The 23,667-nt window shown below is 70.0% G+C and carries 16 protein-coding genes and 1 pseudogene; 12 read left to right on the forward strand and 5 right to left on the reverse strand.

What is annotated here, in order from left to right; all coding sequences use genetic code 11:
* On the reverse strand, positions 1 to 211 hold a 211-nt coding region (locus I71_RS35965; protein WP_244433844.1), incomplete at its 3' end, for a sugar phosphate nucleotidyltransferase.
* Between the two features lie 771 nt (positions 212 to 982).
* Between I71_RS35965 and I71_RS14535 the strand changes: the two genes are divergently transcribed.
* Complete coding sequence (locus tag I71_RS14535; protein WP_042695567.1) at positions 983 to 1,927, forward strand: replication protein RepA; 945 nt, start codon at positions 983 to 985, stop codon at positions 1,925 to 1,927.
* A gap of 178 nt (positions 1,928 to 2,105) precedes the next feature.
* Here I71_RS14535 and I71_RS14540 read toward each other — a convergent pair whose 3' ends face one another.
* Positions 2,106 to 2,528, reverse strand: coding sequence for a hypothetical protein (locus I71_RS14540; RefSeq protein ID WP_244433845.1), 423 nt, complete (start codon positions 2,526 to 2,528; stop codon positions 2,106 to 2,108).
* Positions 2,529 to 2,611: 83 nt separating this feature from the next.
* Positions 2,612 to 4,456 carry an ABC transporter ATP-binding protein gene (locus I71_RS14545; protein ID WP_148294243.1) on the reverse strand — a complete coding sequence of 615 codons (1,845 nt, stop codon included), beginning with the start codon at positions 4,454 to 4,456 and terminating at the stop codon, positions 2,612 to 2,614.
* Positions 4,457 to 4,802: 346 nt separating this feature from the next.
* Between I71_RS14545 and I71_RS40830 the strand changes: the two are divergent.
* The 10 genes and pseudogenes from I71_RS40830 to I71_RS35015 all read left to right on the forward strand — a co-directional run.
* A pseudogene (locus I71_RS40830) lies at positions 4,803 to 5,179 on the forward strand (glycosyl transferase family 1); the annotation flags it as partial.
* 132 nt (positions 5,180 to 5,311) lie between these two features.
* A complete protein-coding gene (locus I71_RS40835; RefSeq protein WP_307188994.1) occupies positions 5,312 to 5,950 on the forward strand; it encodes a glycosyltransferase in 639 nt (212 codons plus the stop codon).
* Between the two features lie 140 nt (positions 5,951 to 6,090).
* Positions 6,091 to 7,182, forward strand: a complete 1,092-nt coding sequence (pseB, locus tag I71_RS14555; protein ID WP_199902181.1) for a UDP-N-acetylglucosamine 4,6-dehydratase (inverting) — start codon at positions 6,091 to 6,093, stop codon at positions 7,180 to 7,182.
* Positions 7,182 to 8,444, forward strand: coding sequence for an aminotransferase class I/II-fold pyridoxal phosphate-dependent enzyme (locus I71_RS14560; protein ID WP_042695569.1), 1,263 nt, complete (start codon positions 7,182 to 7,184; stop codon positions 8,442 to 8,444). Before pseB ends, I71_RS14560 begins: the two co-directional genes overlap by 1 nt.
* Positions 8,445 to 8,663: 219 nt before the next feature.
* Positions 8,664 to 10,244 (forward strand): flippase, encoded by a 1,581-nt coding sequence (locus I71_RS14565; RefSeq protein WP_085940730.1) that lies wholly within the window; start codon positions 8,664 to 8,666, stop codon positions 10,242 to 10,244.
* 103 nt (positions 10,245 to 10,347) lie between these two features.
* Positions 10,348 to 10,644 (forward strand): hypothetical protein, encoded by a 297-nt coding sequence (locus I71_RS14570; protein WP_042695570.1) that lies wholly within the window; start codon positions 10,348 to 10,350, stop codon positions 10,642 to 10,644.
* Between the two features lie 107 nt (positions 10,645 to 10,751).
* Entirely contained in the window at positions 10,752 to 13,196 is a 2,445-nt protein-coding gene (locus tag I71_RS14575) for a calcium-binding protein (RefSeq protein ID WP_042695571.1), read from the forward strand.
* Positions 13,197 to 13,215: 19 nt separating this feature from the next.
* The gene (locus I71_RS14580; RefSeq protein ID WP_085940731.1) at positions 13,216 to 13,809 is read left to right on the forward strand and encodes a YigZ family protein; all 594 of its coding nucleotides are present in this window, start codon (positions 13,216 to 13,218) and stop codon (positions 13,807 to 13,809) included.
* 397 nt (positions 13,810 to 14,206) lie between these two features.
* Positions 14,207 to 15,304, forward strand: coding sequence for a DUF4347 domain-containing protein (locus I71_RS14585; RefSeq protein WP_042695572.1), 1,098 nt, complete (start codon positions 14,207 to 14,209; stop codon positions 15,302 to 15,304).
* A 145-nt stretch (positions 15,305 to 15,449) separates the two neighbouring features.
* Entirely contained in the window at positions 15,450 to 18,566 is a 3,117-nt protein-coding gene (locus I71_RS35015) for an Ig-like domain-containing protein (protein WP_049976121.1), read from the forward strand.
* A gap of 62 nt (positions 18,567 to 18,628) precedes the next feature.
* Here the strand turns inward: I71_RS35015 and I71_RS14595 are convergent, their stop codons facing one another.
* Together I71_RS14595 and I71_RS14600 are read right to left on the reverse strand one after the other, a co-directional pair.
* Positions 18,629 to 19,852 carry an MFS transporter gene (locus I71_RS14595; protein WP_042695573.1) on the reverse strand — a complete coding sequence of 408 codons (1,224 nt, stop codon included), beginning with the start codon at positions 19,850 to 19,852 and terminating at the stop codon, positions 18,629 to 18,631.
* Positions 19,853 to 20,082: 230 nt separating this feature from the next.
* Entirely contained in the window at positions 20,083 to 21,057 is a 975-nt protein-coding gene (locus I71_RS14600; protein ID WP_042695574.1) for a hypothetical protein, read from the reverse strand.
* A gap of 341 nt (positions 21,058 to 21,398) precedes the next feature.
* Between I71_RS14600 and I71_RS14605 the strand changes: the two genes are divergently transcribed.
* Positions 21,399 to 23,666 carry a type I secretion system permease/ATPase gene (locus I71_RS14605; RefSeq protein WP_244433846.1) on the forward strand — a complete coding sequence of 756 codons (2,268 nt, stop codon included), beginning with the start codon at positions 21,399 to 21,401 and terminating at the stop codon, positions 23,664 to 23,666.
* Position 23,667 lies beyond the last annotated feature (1 nt).

Consider the following 23,667-nt stretch of genomic DNA (forward strand, 5'->3'; position numbering starts at 1 on the left):
AGACGGCCTTCCGTGGCCGCACGGGAACCGGGTGGCGTGGAACCCAGCTTGCGCGCTGACCCGCAAGGCGGTGTTCTGGAAGCATCGTCCGGTCGGAGCAGAGCGGCAGAAACTGCTTGGGATACAGTTCGCGCGACAAGGGCCACACCCGGGACCCCGTACCGCCGGAGAGCAGCACCGGGACGATTTTCTGCGCGGAATTGCCGTTCATCCTGCCGCCATCTGTTGTGTGAGCCTGTGGCCGGGCGCCGGAAAGCCGAAGGTCGGAACCAGGGAGCGGCGCCATGGCAGTTCGTTATAGACCGCGTTTTCCGCCCTTCACAAGCACCCCTCCGAGAGCCACCCGACCGGAGCGCCCCATCCGGGACGGTCCCGGATGGGGCAGGGGATGGGGCAAGGGATGGGACTGGCAGGGGGGCGAGACAAGACTCCAAACACTCCCCGTCCGCAGCTTCCGCGGCAGCGGATGGCCGGGGTCGAGGTTGGAGTCTTGTCGCGCCCCTCTGCCGGCGGGAGGCCGCGGACAGGGGCAGGGGCAGGACCGGGGGCACACCGGAGCCGCGATCCGGGAAAGACTGGACGGAAAAGGGGCGGAACGGGGCGCGACAGAACTCCAAACCCCGGCCCGGACCTCGCCGGTACCGGGCATGAATCATGGGCGAGTCGCCATCGATTCGCCGCCGCGACTCGGAAAACAGCGACTCAGAAGCGATTCGCGACCGAATCGAAGTGTCCCGTCTGGAGTCTTGTCGCGTCAGCCGAAAAATCCACAGGCAACGCGGACTATCCGCTGGAGTCTTGTCGCGGGAGTTCTGGAGTTTTGTCGCGCGACTCGCGATTCTCTACTGGAGTCTTGTCGCGCAAACTATTAACTGAATCAAATAACCGTTCAAATAGTTTGAGCGACAAGACTCCAAATTGCTGGGGGCCGAGCGGCCGTGATATAGCGTTGACCGCAAAGTCGTGCCAAGGTCAGCTCGCTATGGGACAGATACACACCCTGATCACCCAGCTTGGACGCGACCAGGCGAAGGCGCTCCAGACCGATCCGGATCAGCGTTCGCTAGTCGATGTCGCCGCTGCCGTCCTCGAAGAGGAACGGCAGGAGCTTGGCATCACATATTCAGGCTTTGCCCTGACCGCACTTCCGCACCGTCGTCTTCCCGACGACCAGCCGTGGGAGCGTCGCGGACATAAGATCCGCTTGCTGATCGAGCCGGGACGACTGCCGATCCGCAACGGTGGCTTTAAGCTTTACGGTGTTCCGTACGGCAGCCGCGCGCGGATGATCCTGCTGTATCTGCAAACCCGCGCGATCCAGACCGACAGCCGCGAGGTCGAGCTCGGCCGCAGCATGCATGAATGGCTCGACCGCATGGGCCTGTCGGTGGGCGGCCAGACCTACCGCGACATCCGCGAGCAGGCCTCGCGCATCGCCGCCTGCAACCTGACCTTCGCCTGGGAGGATGCCCACAGCATCGGTTTCGAAAAAGGGTCGATCGTCAAGGGCGGCATCCATTTCTCGACCAATGCCGGGGCGGAGCCGGGCCAGGGATCGCTATGGGAAGACCGCGTCCTGCTGTCCGAGGCCTTCTTCCGCGAGCTGAAAGCCCATCCGGTGCCGATCTGGGAGCCGGCGCTGCGTCACATCCAGAACAACAGCACCAGCATCGACATCTATATCTGGCTGGCCTACCGGCTGCACAGCCTGAACCGCTCCACCCCGATCACCTGGCCGGCGGTGTTCGAACAGTTCGGCGCCGGATACAGCCGCCTGCGCGATTTCAGGAAGCGGTTCATCGAAGCGCTTCAACTGGCGCTTGCGGTTTATCCCGACGCGCGGGTCGATGTGGAGGAGCAGGGACTGATGCTGCACCCCTCGCCGCCGCCGATCCCGGAACGCAAATTCGCGCAGCTCTGCCGCTGACAGCGAAGCACCCCTCCCACCTGTAGAACGGTCATCTCTGCGAAAGCGGGGATCCGGGCTTCCTGTTCAAGTATCTGATATGGCTGGATTCCCGCCTTTGCGGGAATGACTTCTTGTAGAAGTTCAAGCTTAGCGCGTCGTTTCGTCCCCCCTGCGACAAGACTCCAAACTCCACCGCTCAGGGATTGGCGCGCAATGCACCGGACAGCGGGGTCAGCAAGCGGCGAAGCAGTGAGTCCAAAAGGCTTTCGTCCAGAGTGCCGGACAGCGTCAGGGCCTGGGGCGGCATCATGAAGAAGGGCGGATCGCCGGCGGATCCGCTGCGCTGAAGGGTCGCCGCAAGCGCCAGCATCCGTTTCCCGCTTTCGGGCCGCAGCGTGGCGTGGACCAGAACCAGCAGGGTGCCGGGGTCGGCGATGCGGGCGTCATTGGGGGCGAGCGCCGTGACCGCCGGACCGGAAGCCAGCAGCCCCGACAGCACCGCGGCGGCACGGCCGCACAGCGTCTCGTCCCCGATGTCGACGACGGGGCCGCCATCGGCATCGACCGCGCAGAGGAGGCCGACGCGCTCGACCCGTTGGAAGAAAGGCAGGGGCGACATGGCTGGTGCAGCCTCCGGACTGTGAAGCAGCAGGCTGCCGGCAAGCAGCAGGGCGGGGAAAAACCCCAAACGGATCCGCAATCTCATTGCGCCTCCTCCAGGGTGGTGGCGCCGGCATCGTCGGGCAGGAAACCGCCGACCTGCCGGCGCCACAGCCGGGCATAGGGGCCGTCGCGGCGCAGCAGGGCGGCATGGTCGCCATCCTCCAGGATCCGCCCCTTCTCCATATAGAGGATGCGGTCCATGCCGGTGACGGTCGACAGCCGGTGGGCGATGGCGATCACGGTTCGGCCCTCGAACAGGCCGAGCAGGGCGTCCTGGATCAGATGCTCCGTCTCGGAGTCGAGCGACGAGGTCGCCTCGTCCAGCACCAGGATCGGGGCATCCTTCAGGAAGGCGCGGGCAATGGCGACCCGCTGGCGCTCACCGCCCGACAGCTGGATGCCGCGCTCCCCCACCACCGTGTCGTAGCCGGCGGCGCGGCCCTCGATGAAGCGGTCGCAATGGGCGCGGGCGGCGGCGGCGCGGATCGCCTCGTCCCCGGCCCCCTCGCTGCCATAGGCGATGTTGTCGCGGATGGAACGGTGGAACAGGCTGGGCAGCTGCGGCACCTCGGCCACCGCGCGGTTGAGCGAGGCGAGGCTGACCGCGGCGATGTCCTGGCCGTCGATCAGGATACGGCCACCCTGCAGCGGGAACTGGCGGCGCAGCAGCCGGACCAGCGTGCTCTTGCCCGCGCCCGACGGGCCGACCAGCGCCACCCGGTCCCCCGGCCGGATGGTCAGCGACAGGCCGTCGAACACCGCCCCGCTTCCCGGATGGGTGAAGCGGACCTCCTCGAAGCGGATGGCACCGTCGCCGACGGTCAGCTCGGGGCGGCCGGGCGGATCGGGGATCTCGTGCGGGCGGACGATCAGCTCCAGCGCTCCCGACAGGATGCCCAGCTGCTCGAAGAAGCCCAGCATGCGGGTCGACAGGCCCCAGACATTGGTGCCGACGATGCTGGCCAGCGAGAAGACCATGGCGAAGTCGCCGACGCTCATGCGGCCGGCCATCGCCTCCGACACGGCGATGCCGATCAGGGTGATCTGGAAGACCAGCAGGGCGTTGAACAGCCAGAACCACATCTTGGTCAGGAACCAGCGCAGCTCCTTCGACCGCGCGATCTCGCCGGTCAGCGCCTCGGACAGGCCGGACAGCTCCTGGCGGCGGCGGGCGAAGGCGCGGACCAGCTCGGCATTGGCGATGATGTCGACCATGTGGCCGGTGGTGGACGACACCTCTTCGGAAAAGGCGTGCGACAGCCGCAGGCAGCGCCGGGCCAGCAGGGCCGACAGCGTCAGGTGTGCGGCGGTCCAGCCGACCAGCAGCCCGGCGAACAGGGTCTGGGCCGAGGCCAGCAGCGTCAGGCCGATGGCGAGGATGACGACGATGCGGATGATGTCGTTGGTCAGGATTTCCAGGATCTGGATGGCGCTCTGTCCGGCTTGCTTGACCTTCTGGCCCAGGTTGCCGGCGAAATTGTCCTGGAAGTAGCGCGGCGAATGGTCGATCAGATGGTCGAACAGCCGGACCTGGATGGCATGGCGCAAGGCCGGCGATGTGTGCAGATCCACCAGTTCGCGCAGCCGGTTGAACAGGGCGGACGCGATCCACAGCCCGCCCAGCAGCAGGAACCAGCGCATCACCTCCGCGGTCCAGGCGGCGGAGCCGGCGGGCTGCTGTCCAGGCAGTCCCCCCGCCGATATCCCGGCGAGCGCGTCGACCAGCCCGCGCATCGCCACCGGTTCCATCCCCATCAGCCCGATCCCGCCGGCGGCGGCGAGGTTCAGCAGGATGGCACGGCCGAGGAAACCCTCGCGCACGAACATCCACAGGAAGCGCCAGGGCGAGGAGGGGAAGGGGGAGGAGTGTTGGGACGAGGACAAGGGGCGTCGGCGCTCCGTCGCGCGATGGGCCGGGCAGGGCCGGCGGACAAGGGGATCTTATAGGCGCAAGGCGGCAGGGGGGAAACGGGTCCTTCCGGGGGCTTGATGCGAACGCCTGCGCCCCGACTGAGCGGATGGTCTTATGCATCGACAGCGGTGGCGGATGGTTGCAGGCTGTCGCCCCGTTCCTCCGTTTTCCGGGCATCGTCTTTCCATGCGGATCCTGTTCGTTCACCAGAACACCCCCGGCCAATACAAGCATCTCGTCCGCCATTTCGCGGCCGATCCGGCCCATCGGGTCGCCTTCATCGGCAAGGTCCGGCGCGAGCTGCCGGCGGGGGTGCAGATGGCGCTCTACCGGCCGACGCGCGAGCCGGGGGAGGGCACCCACCCCTATATCCGCCTGTTCGAGGGGCAGGTCCTGCACGGGCAGGGCGCGGTGCGCGCCGGGCTGGCCCTGCGGAAGGAGGGCTTCATCCCCGACGTGATCTGCGCCCATCCCGGCTGGGGCGAGGCGCTGTTCCTGAAGGACGTGTTCCCGGACGCCCGCCTGCTGCTCTATTGCGAGTTCTTCTACCGGGCCGACGGATCGGATGTCGGCTTCGACCCGGACGGCCGGTGACGCTGGAGACACGCTGCCGCATCCGCACCAAGAACGCCTCGCTGCTGACCGGGCTGGACGCGATGGACTGGGGCGTCAGCCCGACCGAGTGGCAGCGGCGCCAGCATCCCGACGCCTTCCGTCCGCGCATCTCGGTGGTCCATGACGGGGTCGACACCGCGGTCTGCCGGCCGGATCCGGCCGCCACCGTCACCCTGCCCGACGGCCGGACCCTGTCGCGCGAGGACGAGGTGGTGACCTATGTCGCCCGCAACCTGGAGCCCTACCGCGGCTTTCCCACCTTCATGCGGGCGGCGGCGGAACTGCTGCTGCGCCGGCCGAAGCTGCACATCCTGGTGGTCGGCGGCGACGAGGTCAGCTATGGCGCCCCGCCCGAGGGCGGCGGCAGCTGGCGGGAGACGATGTGGCGGGAGACGATGCTGGACGCCGCCGGCAGCCCGCGGCCCGAGGCGGCGCGGCTGCATGTGCTGGGCAAGCTGCCCTACGACCGTTACCTGTCGGTCCTGCGGGTGTCGCGCGCCCACATCTACCTGACCTTCCCCTTCGTCCTGTCCTGGTCGATGCTGGAGGCGATGGCCTGCGGCGCCGTCATCGTCGGGTCCGGCACGCCGCCGGTCGCCGAAGTGATCGAGAACGGGGTGAACGGGCTGCTGACGGACTTCCACGACCCCATGGCGCTCGCCGACCGGGTGGAGACGGCGCTGGACGACCCGGAGCTGCGCGCCGCCCTGTCGGCCGCCGCAAGGATGACGGCGGTGGAGCGCTTCGACCTCGCCACCGTCTGCCTGCCGGCGCAGATCCGCCTGCTGGAGGACGTGCAGGCCGGGCGGCTGCCGCCCGCCGACGGGCCTTGCGCCGGAGGGGTGTCCTGAATTAACCCGATCATCAGAAAGCACCGGTTAGGGTCGGGATTCATGTCGATCCCGATGCGGCGCCCGCCCCGGACCATCCGGTCGGCGGACGCCGGGCACGGCGGCTTCGAGCGATGCGGCTTCAAAGGACGGACCCGGCGGTGACGACACACTCCAGCAAGGCGCGCGAACCCGAAGCACCGACCCCGGACGATGTGGACGGGCAGGCCGCCGGCGCCGGGTTCGAGGAAGGGCTGCGCATGCTGGACGGCCGGTCGATCCTGGTGACGGGGGGAACCGGCTCCTTCGGGCGCCGCTTCGTCGAGACGGTGATGCGGCATGCCAGGCCGCGCCGGGTCATCATCTTCTCCCGCGACGAGTTCAAGCAGTACGAGATGCAGCAGCACATGCCGGCGGAGTGGGCGCCGACGTTGCGCTACTTCATCGGCGACGTGCGCGATTGCGAGCGGCTGAATCTGGCGATGCGCGGCGTCGATTTCTGCGTCCATGCCGCGGCGCTGAAACATGTGCCGGCCGCCGAATACAACCCGATGGAATGCATCAACACCAACGTCTACGGGGCGGAGAATGTGGTGCGGGCGGCGCTGTCGGCCGGGGTGCGGCGTGTCGTCGCACTGTCGACCGACAAGGCGGCCAACCCGATCAATCTCTATGGCGCCAGCAAGCTGGCGTCGGACAAGATCTTCATCGCCGCCAACAACCTGTCGGGCGCGCTCGATACCCGCTTCGCCGTGGTGCGCTACGGCAATGTGGTGGGGTCGCGCGGCAGCGTCGTCCCGCTGTTCCGCAAGATGATCGCCGGGGGGGCCGACCATCTGCCGGTCACCGACGAGCGGATGACCCGTTTCTGGATCACCCTGCAGCATGGTGTCGATTTCGTGCTGTCCTGCTTCGCCATGATGCAGGGCGGCGAGATCTTCGTGCCGAAGATCCCCAGCATGCGCATCAGCGACCTCGCCCGCGCCATGGCGCCGCATCTGCCGCAGCGGATCGTCGGCATCCGGCCGGGCGAGAAGCTGCACGAGGTGATGATCACCGAGGACGATTCCCGCCAGACCTACGAGCTGGCCGACCGTTACGTCATCGAGCCGGCCTTCGCCTTCTGGCAGCATGCGCCCTACGAGCGGCTGAACGTCCGCCCGGTGGCCGACGGCTTCCGCTATGCCAGCGACGGCAACGACGACTGGCTGGACGGCGAGCGGCTGCGCGCCCTGCTGGCGGAAGCGCCCTGATGACGGAACCGCCGCTGCCGGATCTGCCTTTCCTCCCCTATGGCCGCCAGTCGGTGGAGGAGGAGGACATCGCCGCGGTGACGGCGGTGCTGCGGGGCGACTGGCTGACCCAGGGGCCGACGGTCGCCGCTTTCGAGCGGGCCTTGGCCGCGAGGGTGGGGGCCGCTGAGGCGGTGGCCTGCGCCAACGCCACCGCGGCGCTGCGGCTGGCCTACAGCGCGCTGGGCATCGGGCCGGGCGACGCGGTGGTGGTGCCGTCCAACACCTTCCTCGCCACCGCATCGGCCGCCCGCCATGCCGGGGCCGAGGTCGCCTTCGCCGACGTCGATCCCGACAGCGGCCTGATGGGCGTCGCCGAGGCCGAGGCCGCCATCGCCCGCGCTCGTCAGGCCGGCTGGCGCGTCCGCGCGCTCGCCCCCGTCCATTACGCCGGGCAGACCGCCCCGATGGCTGGGCTGGCGGCGCTTGCCCGGGCGGAAGGGCTGGCGCTGGTCGAGGATGCCGCCCATGCCATCGGGGCGGTCGATCTGTCCGGCATAAGGGACGAGGGCGGCGGCGAGAGGCCGGTCGGCGCCGGCTGGCCGGAGGTGGAGGCGGGATCGCTGACCGTCTTCTCCTTCCATCCGGTCAAGACCATCGCGGCCGGGGAGGGCGGGGCGGTCACCGGCAACGACCCGGCGCTGATGGCGCGGGTCCGCCGCCTGTGCAACCACGGCATGATGCGGGTTCCCGAAGCGGGGCAGGGGTTCGCCGACCCCGATGCCGCCCTGGATGCGGAGGGAAACGCCAACCCCTGGTACTATGAGATGGCGGAACCCGGCTTCAACCACCGCCTGTCCGACATCCACGCTGCATTGGTGCTGAGCCAGCTCGGCCGGCTGGACCGTTTCGTCGGACGGCGGGCACGGTTGATGGCGCTCTATGCCGGGCGGCTGGCGCCGCTGGCGCCGCTGGTGCGGCCGCCGGCCCCGGTGCCCTGGTGCCGTCCCGCCTGGCACCTGTGCACCGCGCGCATCGATTTCGAGGCGGCGGGGCGGCCCCGTGCGGCCGTGATGGCGGGCTTGCGCGCCCTGGGCGTCGGCACCCAGGTGCACTATATCCCGGTCCATCGCCAACCCTACTGGCGCCGCCGCTACGGCGACCTCGCCCTGCCCGGTGCCATGAGCCATTACGCCCATACGCTGTCGCTGCCGCTGTTTCCGGCCATGGCCGACGGTGACGTCGACCGGGTCGCCGCGGCGCTGGAGCGGGTCCTGTCCTGACGTATCTCCAGCCGGCCAGCTTGAAGGGCCGGGCCGGCGGAGGTGCAGGGTCGCGACCGTTTCATCCGCGCGATTCCGTTAGCGTTTTGGACAGGATGGACCGATAACAATGGCGTCGTCAGGAGGGCATAGACCTAGGTCCAACGGCTGAAGCCGCATGGCCGGGGTCGGGTCGTCCCGAACGCCGCCCCACAGTGTTTCGCGTACGGACCTCCGAATTTGCTTCGCAACACGCTCTGGAATCTGCTTGGCGAGGGGCTGCCCATGGCGGCGGCCCTGCTGTCGATTCCGTGGCTCATCTCCGCCGTCGGGATGGAGCGCTTCGGCGCGCTGACCCTGATCTGGGCCCTGCTCGGCTATCTGGGCGTGCTGGACCTCGGCCTCGGCCGGTCGCTGGTGCAGGTCGTCGCCGACCGGATCGGCCATGCCGGTGGGCAGGGGGAGGGCCATGGGGACGGGCAGAGCTCTGCGAATACCGCAGGGATCGCCGGGCCGGCCATCGCGCTGATGGGCGCCATCGGCCTCCTGACCGGCGGGGTGGTGGCGCTGGGCGCCGGGCTGCTGGCCAACCGCTTCCAGCTGGAGACCGGCACCTCGCCGGAGGAGATCCGGGCCAGTCTGCTGGTGGCGGCGGCCATCGTGCCGATCGCGCTGGTCTCCGCCGGCCTGCGCGGCGTGCTGGAGGCGCACCAGCGCTTCCGCCCGATCAGCCTGGTGCGGATGACGGTGGGGGTGCTGAATTACCTCAGCCCGCTCTTCGTGCTGCCCTTCAGCCAGAGCCTGGTGCCGGTGATCGCCGCCATCGCCGCCGGCCGCTTCATCGGGCTGGTCGGCTATGGCGTCCTGGCGGTGGGCCAGGTGCCGGACCTGCTGCGCCCCAGCCGCTGGGGCCGTCCGTCCTTGCGTGGGTTGTTCACCATGAGCGCCTGGATGATGCTGAACAATCTGGTCGGCCCGGCGATGCTCTATGCCGACCGCTTCATCCTGCTCAGCCTCGTTCCGGCGGCGATGGTCGCCTTCTACACCACTCCATTCGAGCTGCTGTCGCGGCTGATGGTGATCCCCGGCGCCCTGTCGCTGGCGCTGTTTCCGCTGGCCTCCAGCCTGTTCCGGCGTGATCCGCCGGCGCTGGGCCGCATCCTGGATGCCGGCGGCCATCTGACGCTGGCGGTGTTCCTGGCGATGCAGGCCGCCACCATCGTCGGCGGCGAGACCGCCCTGCAGCTGTGGCTGGGGCCGGCCTTCGCCGCCAACAGCGCCTCGGTGCTGTCGATCCTGATGCTGGGCGTCTTCTTCAACGCCACCGCCTATGTACCCAACACCCTGATCCAGAGCGTCGGCCGCGTCGATGTGACCGCCCGGCTGCAACTGGCCGAGCTGCCGGTCTATCTGGGCGTGCTGTGGCTGCTGGCCGAGCGCTATGGCGCGGTCGGCGCCGCCGTGGCCTGGAGCCTGCGCACCGCGGTCGATTGCGGGCTGCTGCTGCTGCTGCTGCCGCGGCTGGCGCCGGGAACCGGGACGGTGGCGCTGACCATCGGCCTGCGCGCGCTGCTGGCCGGGGCGGCCGGGCTGGCCGGGCTGCTGGTCGGCGGTCCGGTGGGAGCGGCGATCAGCCTCACCGGCCTGCTGGCGGTCGGGCTGGGGGTCGCCGGACGGCTGATGCGCACCCGGTCCTGGGAGAAGCTGGCCGCCCCGCTGCGCAAGAGCCGGACGGCCCCGCTGCCCGCCGCCCTGCCCGCGCCCCGGATCACCGGCATCAACGGGCCGGCGATCGACGGAGCGGCGGCGGACCGCTCCTGAGGTTCCGACATCGCCGGCGGTGGAGCGCAGGTGGTTCCTTTGCCGCCGGAAATGCGCTATGTGAGCGGAAACTCTGTGCAACGCTGGTTGGAGTTCGAAGGCCATGGCCGAGGGTACTGTGGACTATTACGCGATGGTCGAAGAGGCTTGGCAGCTCAGCGACACCGCGCGCGATTATGTGAAGAACGCCGGCCGTGAGGTGGACAACACCGAGCTGTGGGAAAAGGTGTTCGGCCCGTCGCCGCTGATCGACCTGGAGCGCACCCGCGCCGAAGGCGGCCAGCCGCTGCAGAAGATCTTCTTCAAGAACCCCTACGGGCTGCAGTACCGCGCCGACCACAAGGACTGGATCCCGTTCCGCCACGGCGCGCTCGATCCGGCCTATCTCCAGGTCATCTGATCCGGGGCATCTGATCCTGGCTCATCCGGCCGGTTCCGGCGATCCGCTTTGCCCGATCGGCGGAACCGGCGGGCGGTGCCGTCTTGCGGTGGGGTTAGGGGGCGTGCATGGCGCGGCTGCTGGCGGGGCAGGGCTTCGCCCTCGATCTGGATGAGGCCCGTCTGGCGAACGGTTTCGTCGCCGATGCCTTCACCGCCGTGCCGGATGCCTCCGCCATCGCCGCCGGGACCGGCAGCCAGACGGTCAGCCGCAAGGTCGCCGGCCGGGCGCATGACACCAGCTTCGACTATGCCGCCACCGGCAGCGGAGCGGCGGCAAGCGTCCGCTTCACCGGCCTGACCGACCGCGATGCGGCCGGGTTCCTGCGCTACCGCATCGACGGGCTGGATGTCGCCCTGACCGGCGGGACGCTCGACCGGCTCGGAGCCCGTATCTTCCAGCAGATCGACGGCTTCGTCGGGGCCGACGGCAACGACAGCGTCTATCTGGGGACCCCGGCCGGGCGCAGCTTCGACGGCGCCGCCGGCACCGACCGCGCCATCTACACCACCGACCCGCGCCGCTATGCCCTCCAGGGCGGCAGCTACCGGGCGGAGACGCCGGTGGTGGTGGCGCTGGACAGCCGGCGCTATGCCGTGGTGTCCAGCCACAACACGGACATCCTCACGGATGTCGAGCTGCTGACCATCGACGGCCGCACCGCCGCTCCGGCGGCTTTCGCCTTCGACGCGCGCAGCTATCTGGCGGCCAACCGCGACCTTGCCGCCGCCTTCGGCGACAATGCGGTCGCCGCGGCCGCCCATTACGCCTGGACCGGCCGGAACGAGGGGCGCAGCCTCAGCGGCTTCGACGCGCTGGGCTATCTGGGGGCCAATCCCGACGTGCTGGCCGCCGTCGGCGTCGATGCCGGGGCGGCACTCCAGCATTACCTGTCCTATGGCGCCCGCGAAGGGCGGACGGCCGGCTTCGATCCCTACGGCTATCTCGCCTCCAACCCGGACGTGCTGGCGGCCGTCGGCATCGACCCGGCGGCGGCGGTGCTCCACTACGCCCGCTTCGGCCGGGGCGAGGGGCGTAGCGCGAGCTTCGACGCGGCGGCCTATCTGGCGGCCAACCCGGACGTGGCGGCGGTCACCGGCGGCGACGCCACGGCGGCCAAGCTCCATTACCTCGCCTTCGGCCTGCGCGAGGGCCGGCCGCTGCATGTCGTCTCCGGCCGGGCCGGGCCGGCTGCGGCCTCGGGGTTTGCCATGCCGGCCGCCGCTGCCGCCTGGGCGGCGGACCTGCTGTCGCCGCAAAGGGCGCCGCAAGGGGCGCCCCAAGGGGCGCCGCAGGGAGCCCCTGTCGTAATCACCGGCACGACCGGCAACGACACGCTGAGCGGCAGCGCCGCCTTCGACGCGCTGGGCAATCCGATCACCGACGCGGTGAACGGGCTGGCCGGGATCGACAGCTTCGTGCTGACCGGCGCGCTTGCCTCCTACAGCCTGTCCTTCGACGGCAGCGGCAATCTGGTGGTCAGCGGTCCCGACGGCACCGACACGCTGACCGGCATCGAGCTGCTGCAGGCCACCGACGGGATCTATGCGCTGGGGGCGCTGGTCGGCTTCTCGCAGCCGTCGCTGACCGGGCTGACCGTCTCGGCCTCCGCCTCCAGCGGCGACGATTATCTGGTGGGGACGTTCCAGGGCGACGCCATCGGCGGCGGCGGCGGCAACGACACCATCGCCGGGCTGGCCGGCAACGACCTGCTGTTCGGCAATGCCGGCAACGATGTTCTGCTGGGTGGCGATGGCGCCGACCAGCTGGAGGGCGGGGCCGGCAACGACCTGATCTTCGGCGGGGCGGGCGACGACCTGATGCGCGGCGACCTGATCGACGTCGCCGGCAACGACACCCTGCTGGGCGAGGACGGCAACGATTGGCTCGACGCCGGGGCCGGCAACGACTGGCTGGACGGCGGGAGCGGCAACGACACGCTCTATGGCGGGCTGGGCAGTGACGTGCTGCGCGGCGGCAATGGCGACGATGTGATGTTCGGCGACGTCTATTCCGACCGCAGCCACGAGATTTCCATCAATTCCAACGACACCGTCACCGGCTACGAGGATGTCCTGCTGGGCGGTGGCGGCAACGACACGCTGATCGGCGGTTATGCCGCCGACCTGCTGGACGGCGGGGCCGGGGCGGACGTCTTTTCCATCCGCAACCTGACCGAATCCACCCTGGCCGCTCCCGACGTCATCATCAATTTCAACGGCCCCGTCGTGGCGGCCGAGGCGCTGAAGGGGCTGGCGAGCTATGCCACCGTGGGCGCCGAGGGTGACCGCATCGACCTGTCGGAGATCGATGCCATCGCCGGCACCACGGACAACGACGCCTTCACCTTCATCGGCACCGCCGGATTCAGCGCAGCCGGCCAGCTGCGCTATCAGGCCGCCGGCGCGGTGACGCTGATCGAGGGCGATGTGAACGGTGACGGGACGGCCGATTTCCGTGTCCAGGTCAACATCGCCAACTACAGCTTCTCCGCCTTCGATTTCGTGCTGTAGGCGGGCGGCGGTCACCCTCATGATGTTCACCCTCGTCAGGACCGAACGGTTCGAGCAGGAGATCAAGAAGAGCCGCTTCCTGGCCCAGGCCGCCCCGGCCGACAGCGAGGAGTCGGCCCGCCGCTTCATCGCCGAAGCCGGCATGCCCGACGCCGGCCACAATTGCTGGGCCTTGCGGGTCGGTGACGTCTATCGCTTCAGCGACGACGGCGAGCCGGGCGGGACCGCCGGGCGGCCGATCCTCCAGGCCATCGAGGGGCAGGAGATGGATCGGGTGGCGGTGGTGGTCAGCCGCTGGTTCGGCGGCATCCTGCTGGGGGCGGGCGGGCTGGTGCGCGCCTATGGCGGCACGGCGGCGAGCTGCCTGAAGGTGGCGGCGCGCGAACCCATCGTCGCCTACGCCACCCTGTCCGTCGCCTGCGGCTTCGCCGACGAGGCGCGCATCCGCTCACATCTCGGCGGCTTTCCCGGCACGCGGGTGGAGACCACCGGCTTCACCGCCGACGGTGTCCAGCTCCAGGTCACGCTTCCCCGCGACCGGTCGGACGCCTTCACCCGGCTGGTCACCGACATCTCCCGCGGGCAGGCTGTGGTGGAGCGCGCCGAGGAGTAGGAAGGCCGGCCAGCGGGAGCCTGGCTGTTTTCCATAAGCATCCTTATGTGCTGATTTAATGCTATGAAATAATGTCCATAAATAATGAATTCATGATGTGGATCTGGCGCTGAAAGCCGACCGAAGCCACCCCTTTTTCGTGTACAAAAAAGATGGGCTTCGCGCAAAGCGGCAATTCCGATCAATCGCGGCCGAGCTTCGGCTTGGGCGGAAGTCACCACCTGAAATCTCTCCCTCCTTCTTACGATTTCCTGCAAGTGATTGCCCGTTCTTGCCGGCGATACTCCGACTTATCGAGTTGTTGGAGCACAACCATTCCTCACATTTGGGAGAGCAGGGCCGTCCGGCCTGGAAGAATACTGCCGCCATAGCTTGCGGCCATGAAGGAGGACCATCCGTGCGCGACGTACTGATTGCGGACGCCAGCCTCGACGATCTCGACCTGTTGCTCGACCGTTGCCGGCCCGGCGTCCGGATCGTCCGGGTCGCGGCCGATGGGGACGGTGGGGAGGCGCTCGCCGAAGCCTTGGCCGACGCGCTTGCCACCCGTCCCGCCGCCATCCATCTGCTGGCCCATGGCGAGCCGGGCGCGGTCCGGCTGGGTGCCCGCCGGCTCGACATCGCGGCGTTGTCCGGCCGCGAGGCGGAGGGGCGGGCCTGGCCGCAGGCCCCGGACACCGAGATCCTGATCCATGCCTGCCACACCGGCGCCGACGGCGGCCGCTTCGCCCGGGCGCTCGCCCAGGCGACCGGCGCCCGCGTCGCCGCCGCCAGCCATCCGGTCGGCCATCCGTCGCTGGGCGCCTCCTGGGACCTCGACGTGACCACCGGGCCGATTGTCGCGGCCCTGCCCGTTTCCGACACCGGCGCCTGGGTCCACCGGCTGGCCTACACCGGCACGCCGAGCGACGGCGACGACACGCTGGTCGGCGACGACAGCGGCAACACCATCGATGGCGGGGCCGGCAACGACAGCATCGTCGGCGGCACCGGCAACGACAGCCTGATCGGCGGGCTGGGCGACGACACGCTGGTCGGCGGCGGCAACAGCGGCCAGTCGGCCGGCGACACGCTGAACGGCGGGCTTGGCGCCGACCATTATGTCGGCGGCAACGGCTTCACCATCGTCACCTACGAGAACGCCGCCACCGGCATCACGCTGGATCTGACCGATGGCGCCAACAACACCGGCGAGGCGGCGGGCGACAGCTTCGTCGACATCCAGCGCTGGGTCGGGTCGGAGCATGCCGACAGCCTGACCGCCGGCGACAGCGCGGTGTGGTTCTGGGGCCATGGCGGCGACGACCTGGAGCATGGCGGCGCCGGCAACGACACGCTGGAGGCCGGCGACGGCAACGACACCGTGTTCGGCGGCGGCGGCAACGACCTTATCTATGGCCGCGCCGACAAGACCGGAGTGCAAGGCGAACCCCGGGGAAGACACGTTGGCCGGCGGGGGCGGCGCCGACTTTATCTAGGGCGGGGCCGGCAATGACCTGCTGAAGGGCGATTGGGAGCGCGACACCATTCATGGCGGCGACGGCGAAGACACCATCCTCGCCGGCTTAGTCAGCGCCGGCAGCTATGGCCAGGCCCAGGCCGACCAGATCTTCGGCGAGGCCGGCAACGACCGCTACATCGTGGTCAGCCAGTACGATGCCGGGACCGTCAGCTTCGACGGCGGCGAGGGCACCGACACGCTGGAGATCCGCTCCGACGACCTGAGCAGCTACAACGGCTACGACCTGGAATATTACACCGACGTCGCCTCCCCCACCATCGACCTGACGGGGATGACGCTGACCGGGGTGGAGCGGCTGGAGCTGACCGGCAGCAGGGCGCATGACGTCACCCTGACCGGCGTGCAGGCGGCCGGCTTCGAGGTCATCGCCGGCAGTGCCGCGTCCGACACGCTGCACATCGCCGGCAGCGCCGACCTGTCGGCGGTGGCGATGTCCGGCATCGAGGCCATTGAGGTGACCGGCAACAACGCCACCCTGACCCTCGCTGTCTCGCAGCTGGCCGGGCTGGCCCTGACCGGCAACGGCAATGCGCTCGCGGTGGCGGCGTCCGGGAGCGGAGCCTCGGTGGATCTGTCCGGCGCCGCCGGCTTCGCCCAGGTCGCCCTGACCGGCACCGCCGGGGCCGACGACCTGACCGTCGGGGCCGGGGCGACCGTCACCGGCAATGGCGGAGACGACGTCATCCGCATCGCCGCCGGCACCACCGGCGCGGTCACCATCGCCGATGCCGCCGTCGGCGACCGGCTGGTGATGGCGGGTGCCGACCTGACCGCCATGCAGGTCGAGACCGGAGCCGGCGCCACCATCCTGCGGGTGGGCAGCGATCTGGCGGTGACGCTGACCGGCAGCTTCGACGCCAGCCAGTTCCGGGTCGGCAGCGACGGCAGCGTCACCATCGTTCAGGCCAACCATGCCCCGGTGGCGGAGGCCGACAAGACGGTGGCGGCCCAGGCCGACGCGCCGGTGGCACTCGACATTGCCGCCCCGGCCGACGCCGATGGCGACGCCCTGACCGTGACGGTCACCGGCCTGCCCGCCGGCGGCACCATCCGGTTGGCCGACGGCACGGCGGTCACCGCCAACCAGAGCCTGACGCTCACCCAGCTGTCGGCCCTGACCTTCACCGCCGGCACAGGCACCGTCGGCGATGCCGGGTCCTTCGCCTACACCGTCTCCGACGGCCATGGCGGCACCGCCGGCCAGACCGTGGCGCTGACCGTGAATGTCGCCCCGGTGGCGGAGGCCGACAAGACGGTGACGGCCCAGATCGGCGGAACGGCTGCGCTGGGGATCGCCGTCCCGACCGATGCCAATGGCGATACGTTGAGCGTGACGGTCACCGGCCTGCCCGCCGGCGGCATCATCCGGTTGGCCGACGGCACGGCGGTGACCGCCAACCAGAGCCTGACGCTTACCCAGCTTGCCGCCCTGACCTTCACCGCCGGCACAGGCACCGTCGGCGATGCCGGGTCCTTCGCCTACACCGTCTCCGACGGCCATGGCGGCACCGCCGGCCAGACCGTGGCGCTGACCGTGAATGCCGCCCCGGTGGCGGAGGCCGACAAGACGGTGACGGCACGGCAGGACGCGGGCGCGGTGGCGCTTGGCATCGCCGCCCCGACCGATGCCAATGGCGATACGTTGAGCGTGACGGTCACCGGCCTGCCGACCGGCGGCACGGTGACCTTCCCCGACGGCACCGCGGTGACGGCGAACCAGAGCCTGACGCTCGCCCAGCTGTCGGCCCTGACCTTCTCCCCGACGGCCGGCACCGCCGGCGATGCCGGGTCCTTCGCCTACCGGGTGGAGGATGGCCATGGCGGCGCCGACACCCAGACCGTCGCCCTGACGGTGGAGGCCGCACCGGTGGTCTCGCCGCCCCCTCCCCCTCCCCCGCCGCCCCCTCCTCCGCCGCCCGTCACCTCGCCCGATCCTGTCGTGGATCCGGTCGTCAACCATGCTCCGGCGGTCCAGGCCGACAAGACGGTGACGGCCGAGGATCGGAAGGCGGTGGCGCTCGGCATCGCCGCCCCCACCGATGCCGACGGCGACGCCCTGACGGTGACGGTGACCGGCCTGCCCGGCGCCGGTTCCATCCGGATGGCCGATGGCAGCGCCGTGGCGGTGAACCAGACCCTGACGGCGGCCGAGCTGACGGGGCTGACCTTCCTGGCCCCGGACGGCAGTGCGGGCAATGCCGGGTCCTTCGCCTACCGGGTCGAGGACGGCCATGGCGGGGTGGCGGCGCAGACCATCGCCCTGCAGGTGGCGCCGTCCGCCGATCCCGCCTCCACCCCGCAGACGACGGGCGGCTTCAACGCGCTCGCCTACATCGCCTCCTATCCGGACCTGATCGCCGCCTTCGGCACCGACACCGCGGCGGCGACCCAGCATTACCTGCAGGTCGGGCAGGCCGAGGGGCGGACGGTGACCTTCGATCCGCTCGCCTACACCGCCTCCTACCCCGAGTTGATCGCCGCCTTCGGCACCGATGCGGATGCCGCGGCCCGGCATTACATCGAGCATGGCTATGCCGAGGGACGGCATCCCAACTTCAGCGGGCTGTCCTACATCGCCTCCTATCCGGACCTGTCGGCGGCCTTCGGCGCCGATGCCGACGCCGGCACCCGGCATTACATTCAGACCGGCCATGCCGAGGGGCGGACCGCCAGCTTCGACGGCTATAACTACCTGGCGGCCAACCGTGACCTTGCGGTCGCCTTCGGCACCGATGCCGATGCCGCCGCCCGCCACTACATCGAGCATGGCCGGACGGAGGGGCGGCCGGCCCAGGGCTTCGACGCGCTGCGCTACATCGCCAGCAACCCGGACCTGATCCAGGCCTTCGGCCCCGACGTCCAGGCGGCCGAGATCCACTATGTCCGCAACGGCTATGCCGAGAACCGGTCGCTGACCGCCTTCGACCCGGCGGCCTATCTGGCGAGCCATCCGGAGATCGCCACGGAGTTCGGCACCAGCGACGCCGCGGTCGAGCTGGCCTACATCAAGCGCAGCACCTCCACCGCGGCGGAGGCAGGGGTGGCAGCCAGTGGGGCCGCCGCCAACGCAGAGGCCCCCATCGCCGTCACCATGCTGGCAGCCGGGATGACCGGGTCGCAGGCGCAGGGGATCGACGGCGGCTTCCACGACGCCTCGCCGGCCACAGCGTCCGGCCTGCTGGCGGCGGGCGACGGCGGGCTGTCCACCCGACAGCGGACGGAGCTTCCGGGCTGAGGGGCGGACGGATGACGGGGAAGGGCGGCCTGTCGGAGCCGCCCTTTTCTATTGACCCGGCGTCATTGAGCTGGCCGCTTTCCCGCCGCGGTCTGGGGCCGGCGCATGGACAGGGCGGTCAGGAGGCCGGTCGCGGCGGCGGCTCCGCCCAGCAGGAAGACGCTGCCGTAGCCGGCCCGGTCGGCGAGCAGCCCGGCCACCGGGCCGGTCAGGGCATAGGCGACGTCCTGGAAGGCGGCGAAGGCGCCGAGTGCCGTCGCCCGCAGATGCGGCTCCACCAGATGCACCACCTCCCGGCCCATGGCCGGGAAGACCAGGGAACAGCCGAGCCCGGTCAGGAAGGCGCCGGCCAGGGCCAGGGTGGGATCGCCGGCGCTCCACACCAGCAGCTGGCCGACCGCCTCGACCGCCAGCGACCCCATCGCCACCGGCAGGCCGCCGATGCGGTCCGGCAGATGGCCGAAGGCGAAGCGCACAAGGACGAAGCCGACCCCGAAGGCGGTCAGGCCGAGTCCGGCGAACGGCCAGGATTCATGGACGAAATGCAGGGTGAAGAAGGCGCCGATGGCGGCGAAGCCGATGCCCTGCAAACTGACGACGGCGCCGTGCAGCCAGATCCGGCCGAGCACGCTGCGGAAGGGCGGGCGCTTCGCCCCCGGATGCGCCGGAACCCCCGCCAGCGGGCGGATCGCCAGCAGCCCCAGCACCGGCAGCAGGACACCGGCCGCCATGGTGCCGGCGAAGCCGAGACTGTCCAGCAGCAGCAGACCCAGCGGGCCGCCCGCCGCGAAGGCGCCATAGAGTGCAGCCCCGACCAGGGCCAGCACCTTGCCCGAGCGCTGCGGGCCGACGATGCCGATCCCCCAGGCGATCACGCCGACCCCGACGAGGCTTTCGCCCAGCCCGATCAGCAGGCGTCCCGCCACCAGCACGGCGAAAGCCGCCCAAGGCACAGGGATCAACAGTCCGGCGGCGAGCGAGACCAGCCCGCCGGCGATGTAGAACGCCAGCCCGCGGGCCACCGCCGGCTTGGCGCCGCCGCCATCCACGAAATTGCCGGCGACGCTGCGGGTGAGGATGGTGGCGAGAAAGGCGCTGCCGACGCCCAGACCCGCCCAGAAATTGCCCATCCCCAAGGTTCCGGTCACGAACAGCGGCGTGATGGGAAGGGAGATGGCGACGCAGAGATAGGAGACGAACAGGATGGCCGCCAGGACGAACAGGCGGCTCTGGGAGAAATCGTGGGACGGATCGCTGGACCGATCGCGTGCCGGTTGGGAACTCATGGATGTGCTCCACACTGGTCCGCGGTCGAAGGGCATCCGGACATCAGAACGCACTCCGACCGCTGAGGATCGTTGAGTGCGTTGATTGACGTTGAACGCTTACGGCCAGTGCGACTGACAACGGTCAGACAGCTAACCGATCCGTCCGGGCAAAACAACCCTGAAGACAATCGGGGAAATCGCCGCGGCCTGGACGTGCTCCGCCGGTCTTCCGTGGCCGCTCATCCTCCTCAGCGGGCCTTGCGCTCGGCCTTCGCCATGGAGGGCAGGGCCAGATCGACCACCAGCCGGTGGCCGCGGTCCTTGTCGGGGGGCATGGTGGAGACGGCGAGCAGCCGGACGGCGTCGCCCTTGCCATCCCCTTTGCCGTCGGCTCCGCCGTCCTCGTCGCTGAACAGCAGGCGGGTGCCGGTGCCGCTCCGTTCCGCCCGGTAGCCGAGCGCCGTCGCCGGCAGGCGGCCCGACGGCGGGGCCTGCCACTGCGTGGCGGGAAGCGTCACCTCCAGCCGGCCGTCGGGGCGCTGGACCGGCATCTCGAAACGCGGTTCCTGGTCGAGGTCGAGCACGACGCGCAGCCCGTCCCCGCCGTTGGCGGTGCGGATGCGCTCGACATGGCGGGGGGCCGTGGCGCTCGACGCGGGCTGGATCGCGGGCGGGCGGGCGGGGGCGTCGGGGACCGGCTTGATCCCGGGACGCAGGACCTCCACCGCCGGCTCCGTCCGCAGGGCCGGGGGGGCGTTCTGCGGGTCGGGCTTCGCCGCCGGAACCGGGGGAGCGATGGGAGCCGGAGGCGTCTGGGCCGGGCTTGCGGGCAAGGCGGCCTGGATCGCTGTCGGTTGTACCTGCGCCGGCGGGTTTTCTGAGGGCTGGCTTCCGGCTGGCTGGGTTTCCGCGTGTTTCTTCGTCTGCTCCAAGAAGCCGCCGCGGCGGCCTTCGGCGCGGCCCTGCTGGACATAGTGGGCATAACCGCTGGAGATCTGCCCGCTCCGGACGGCGGCGGCGACGTCGGGGTTGGCGGCCAGATAGGCGCGCTCCCGCCAGCCGGTCGGCTGGGCCGTGGTGGTGTCGACGTCCGCGGGGCGGCGCCAGTTGGACAGCAGCGACGGCATCGATCCGTACAGGCCCAGCCCATCCACCGCCAGCGACAGCCAGAAAGGTGTCAGCAGCAGGAGCAGAAGGCGCAGGAGCTGGGGGATGAGCGACAAGTCGGGTCGTGTCCGGCGATGGGAAAACGGCAGCGGTCCCGGAGGTCCGGCTGCTTCGCATCCCTATCCCAAGCACCGCACCGGGTCCAGGAAAAGCCGTTTGGGAAAAGCCGTTTGGGGAAGCCGTTCGGGAAAAGCAGGTGGCCGGGCCGGACCATCGGGCCGGAGCATTGGGGAGATCGCGGAAGATCGTCGGCGGGAGATTCGGTCCTTTTCCTTCGACCACCAACGATGCGGGGTACCCCATCGTTCGGGTGGCCGCGCGGGGACGCGATGCTCACCTTCGGTTGGCCGCAGCCGTTCGGCGCCACCCCTTAGAGTTTCGGAACCGGGAAGCCTTCATGGAACAGATGCGAGACGGATCGCCGGCCGATCCGGCGCGGGCCCCCTCATCGACGCCCCCTGGCCCTCCCCCCTCCGGCGCCCAGCCCGGCCCCACCCCCGGCCCCCGCCTCGATCCCGGCATCGCCGGGCTGGTGTCGGCGCTGCGCATCCTCGGCATTCCGGCCGATTATGACGGCGTGCGCCATGCCTGCGGCGGCGAATCCCCCGACCTGACCGGGCTGGTCCGCCAGGCCCACCGGCTGGGGGCCAAGGCCCGGGTGGTGAAGACCAAATGGGAGCGGCTGGAGCGCACGCCGCTGCCGGCGCTGGTCCCCGGTCCCGACGGCGGTTTCCTGGTGCTGGCCAAGGCCGGCGGCGACCGCGTGCTGGTGCATGACGCGGCGACCAACCAGACCCGCATCCTCGACCGCGAGACCTTCGAGCCGCTGTGGAGCGGCCGGCTGCTCTGCCTGGGGCGCAAGGGCACGATGGGCATGGGCCAGCCGCGCTTCGACGCCCGCTGGTTCGGCGCGGTCGCCTGGAAATACCGCGGCATCCTGGGCGAGGTTCTGCTCGCCTCCTTCTTCATCCAGCTGTTCGCGCTGGTGACGCCGCTGTTCTTCCAGGTGGTGGTCGACAAGGTGGTGGTGCACCGCAGCCTGGGCACGCTCGACGTGCTGATGGCCGGCATGCTGGCCGTCATCCTGTTCGAGGCGGTGCTGGGCGGCCTGCGCACCTACACCTTCGCCCACACCGCCAACCGGCTGGACGTGGAGCTGGGGGCCAAGCTGTACCAGCGGCTGCTGTCGCTCCCCATGGGCTATTTCGCGGCGCGCCGGGTCGGCGACAGCGTCGCCCGCGTGCGCGAGCTGGAGACGATCCGCAACTTCATGACCAGCTCCACCATCACGCTGGTGCTGGATCTGCTGTTCACCGTGGTCTTCCTGGGCGTCATGCTGGTCTACAGCCCGATGCTGACGGCGATCGTCGCCGCCTCCTTCCCCGTCTACATCGCCATCAGCCTGGTGGCGACGCCGATCCTGCGCCGGCGGCTGGACGAGAAATTCGCCCGCGGCGCCGAGAACCACAGCTTCCTGGTCGAGACGGTGTCGAGCATCGAGACGGTCAAGGCGATGGCGGTCGAGCCGCGCATGCAGCGCCGCTGGGAGGACCAGCTGTCCGGCTATGTCCGCGCCGGTTTCCGCGCCGGCAACCTGAACAACGTCGCCAGCCAGTCGGTGCAGTTCGTTTCCAAGAGCTCGACCATGCTGGTGCTGTGGCTGGGGGCGAAGCTGGTGATCGAGGGCAGCCTGACGGTGGGCGAACTGGTGGCCTTCAACATGTTCGCCGGCCGCGTCGTCCAGCCGGTGCTGCGCATCGCCCAGCTGTGGCAGGATTTCCAACAGGTGCGGCTGTCGATGCACCGCATCGGCGACATCCTGAACACGGCGCCCGAGCCGCTGCAGAGCGCCGGCCGCGCCGCCATGCCGGCGATCAAGGGCGATCTGAGCTTCGACCATGTCACCTTCCGCTACCGCCACGATGGGCCGGAGACGCTGAGCGACGTGTCGCTGCATGTCCCGGCCGGGCAGGTGGTCGGCATCGTCGGCACGTCCGGCTCGGGCAAGAGCACGCTGGCCAAGCTGCTCCAGCGCTTCCATGTGCCGGAGCGCGGGCGGGTGATGGTGGACGGCACCGACCTCTCCACCGCCGACGCGGTGTGGCTGCGCCGGCAGATCGGCGTCGTGCTGCAGGACAATGTGCTGTTCTCGGGCACCATCCGCGAGAACATCGCGCTGACCGATCCGACCATGGACATGGCCCGCGTCGTCGCCGCGGCGAAGCTGGCCGGCGCCCACGACTTCGTCGTCGAGCTGCCCGACGGCTACGACACCGTGGTGGGGGAGCGCGGCGCCAGCCTGTCCGGCGGGCAGCGGCAGCGCATCGCCATCGCCCGCGCGCTGGTCACCAACCCGCGCATCCTGATCTTCGACGAGGCGACCTCGGCGCTGGACCATGAATCGGAGCGGATCATCCAGGCCAACATGCGCCGCATCTGCGCCGGCCGCACCGTGCTGATCATCGCCCACCGCCTGTCCACCGTCGCCATCGCCGACCGCATCGTCACGGTGGAGCGCGGCCGCATCGTCGAGGACGGCGCGCCCGACGAGCTTCTGCGCCGCGGCGGCCGCTACGCCACATTGTTCCGTGGGCAAATGGGGCAGCTGCCGGGTGTGAACCCGCCGCCTGCGGATGGGCTGATCGAACAGCGGGCCGCAGGTTAAC

This window comes from Azospirillum sp. B506, from assembly GCF_000333595.1.
GTDB lineage: Bacteria > Pseudomonadota > Alphaproteobacteria > Azospirillales > Azospirillaceae > Azospirillum.

Coding starts and splice junctions, on each gene's coding strand:
- I71_RS14535 (WP_042695567.1), top strand. CDS start 983: ATGGGACAGATACACACCCTGATCACCCAGCTTGGACGCGACCAGGCG.
- I71_RS14540 (WP_244433845.1), bottom strand. CDS start 2,528: ATGTCGCCCCTGCCTTTCTTCCAACGGGTCGAGCGCGTCGGCCTCCTC.
- I71_RS14560 (WP_042695569.1), top strand. CDS start 7,182: ATGACGGAACCGCCGCTGCCGGATCTGCCTTTCCTCCCCTATGGCCGC.
- I71_RS14570 (WP_042695570.1), top strand. CDS start 10,348: ATGGCCGAGGGTACTGTGGACTATTACGCGATGGTCGAAGAGGCTTGG.
- I71_RS14575 (WP_042695571.1), top strand. CDS start 10,752: ATGGCGCGGCTGCTGGCGGGGCAGGGCTTCGCCCTCGATCTGGATGAG.
- I71_RS14580 (WP_085940731.1), top strand. CDS start 13,216: ATGATGTTCACCCTCGTCAGGACCGAACGGTTCGAGCAGGAGATCAAG.
- I71_RS14595 (WP_042695573.1), bottom strand. CDS start 19,852: ATGAGTTCCCAACCGGCACGCGATCGGTCCAGCGATCCGTCCCACGAT.
- I71_RS14605 (WP_244433846.1), top strand. CDS start 21,399: ATGGAACAGATGCGAGACGGATCGCCGGCCGATCCGGCGCGGGCCCCC.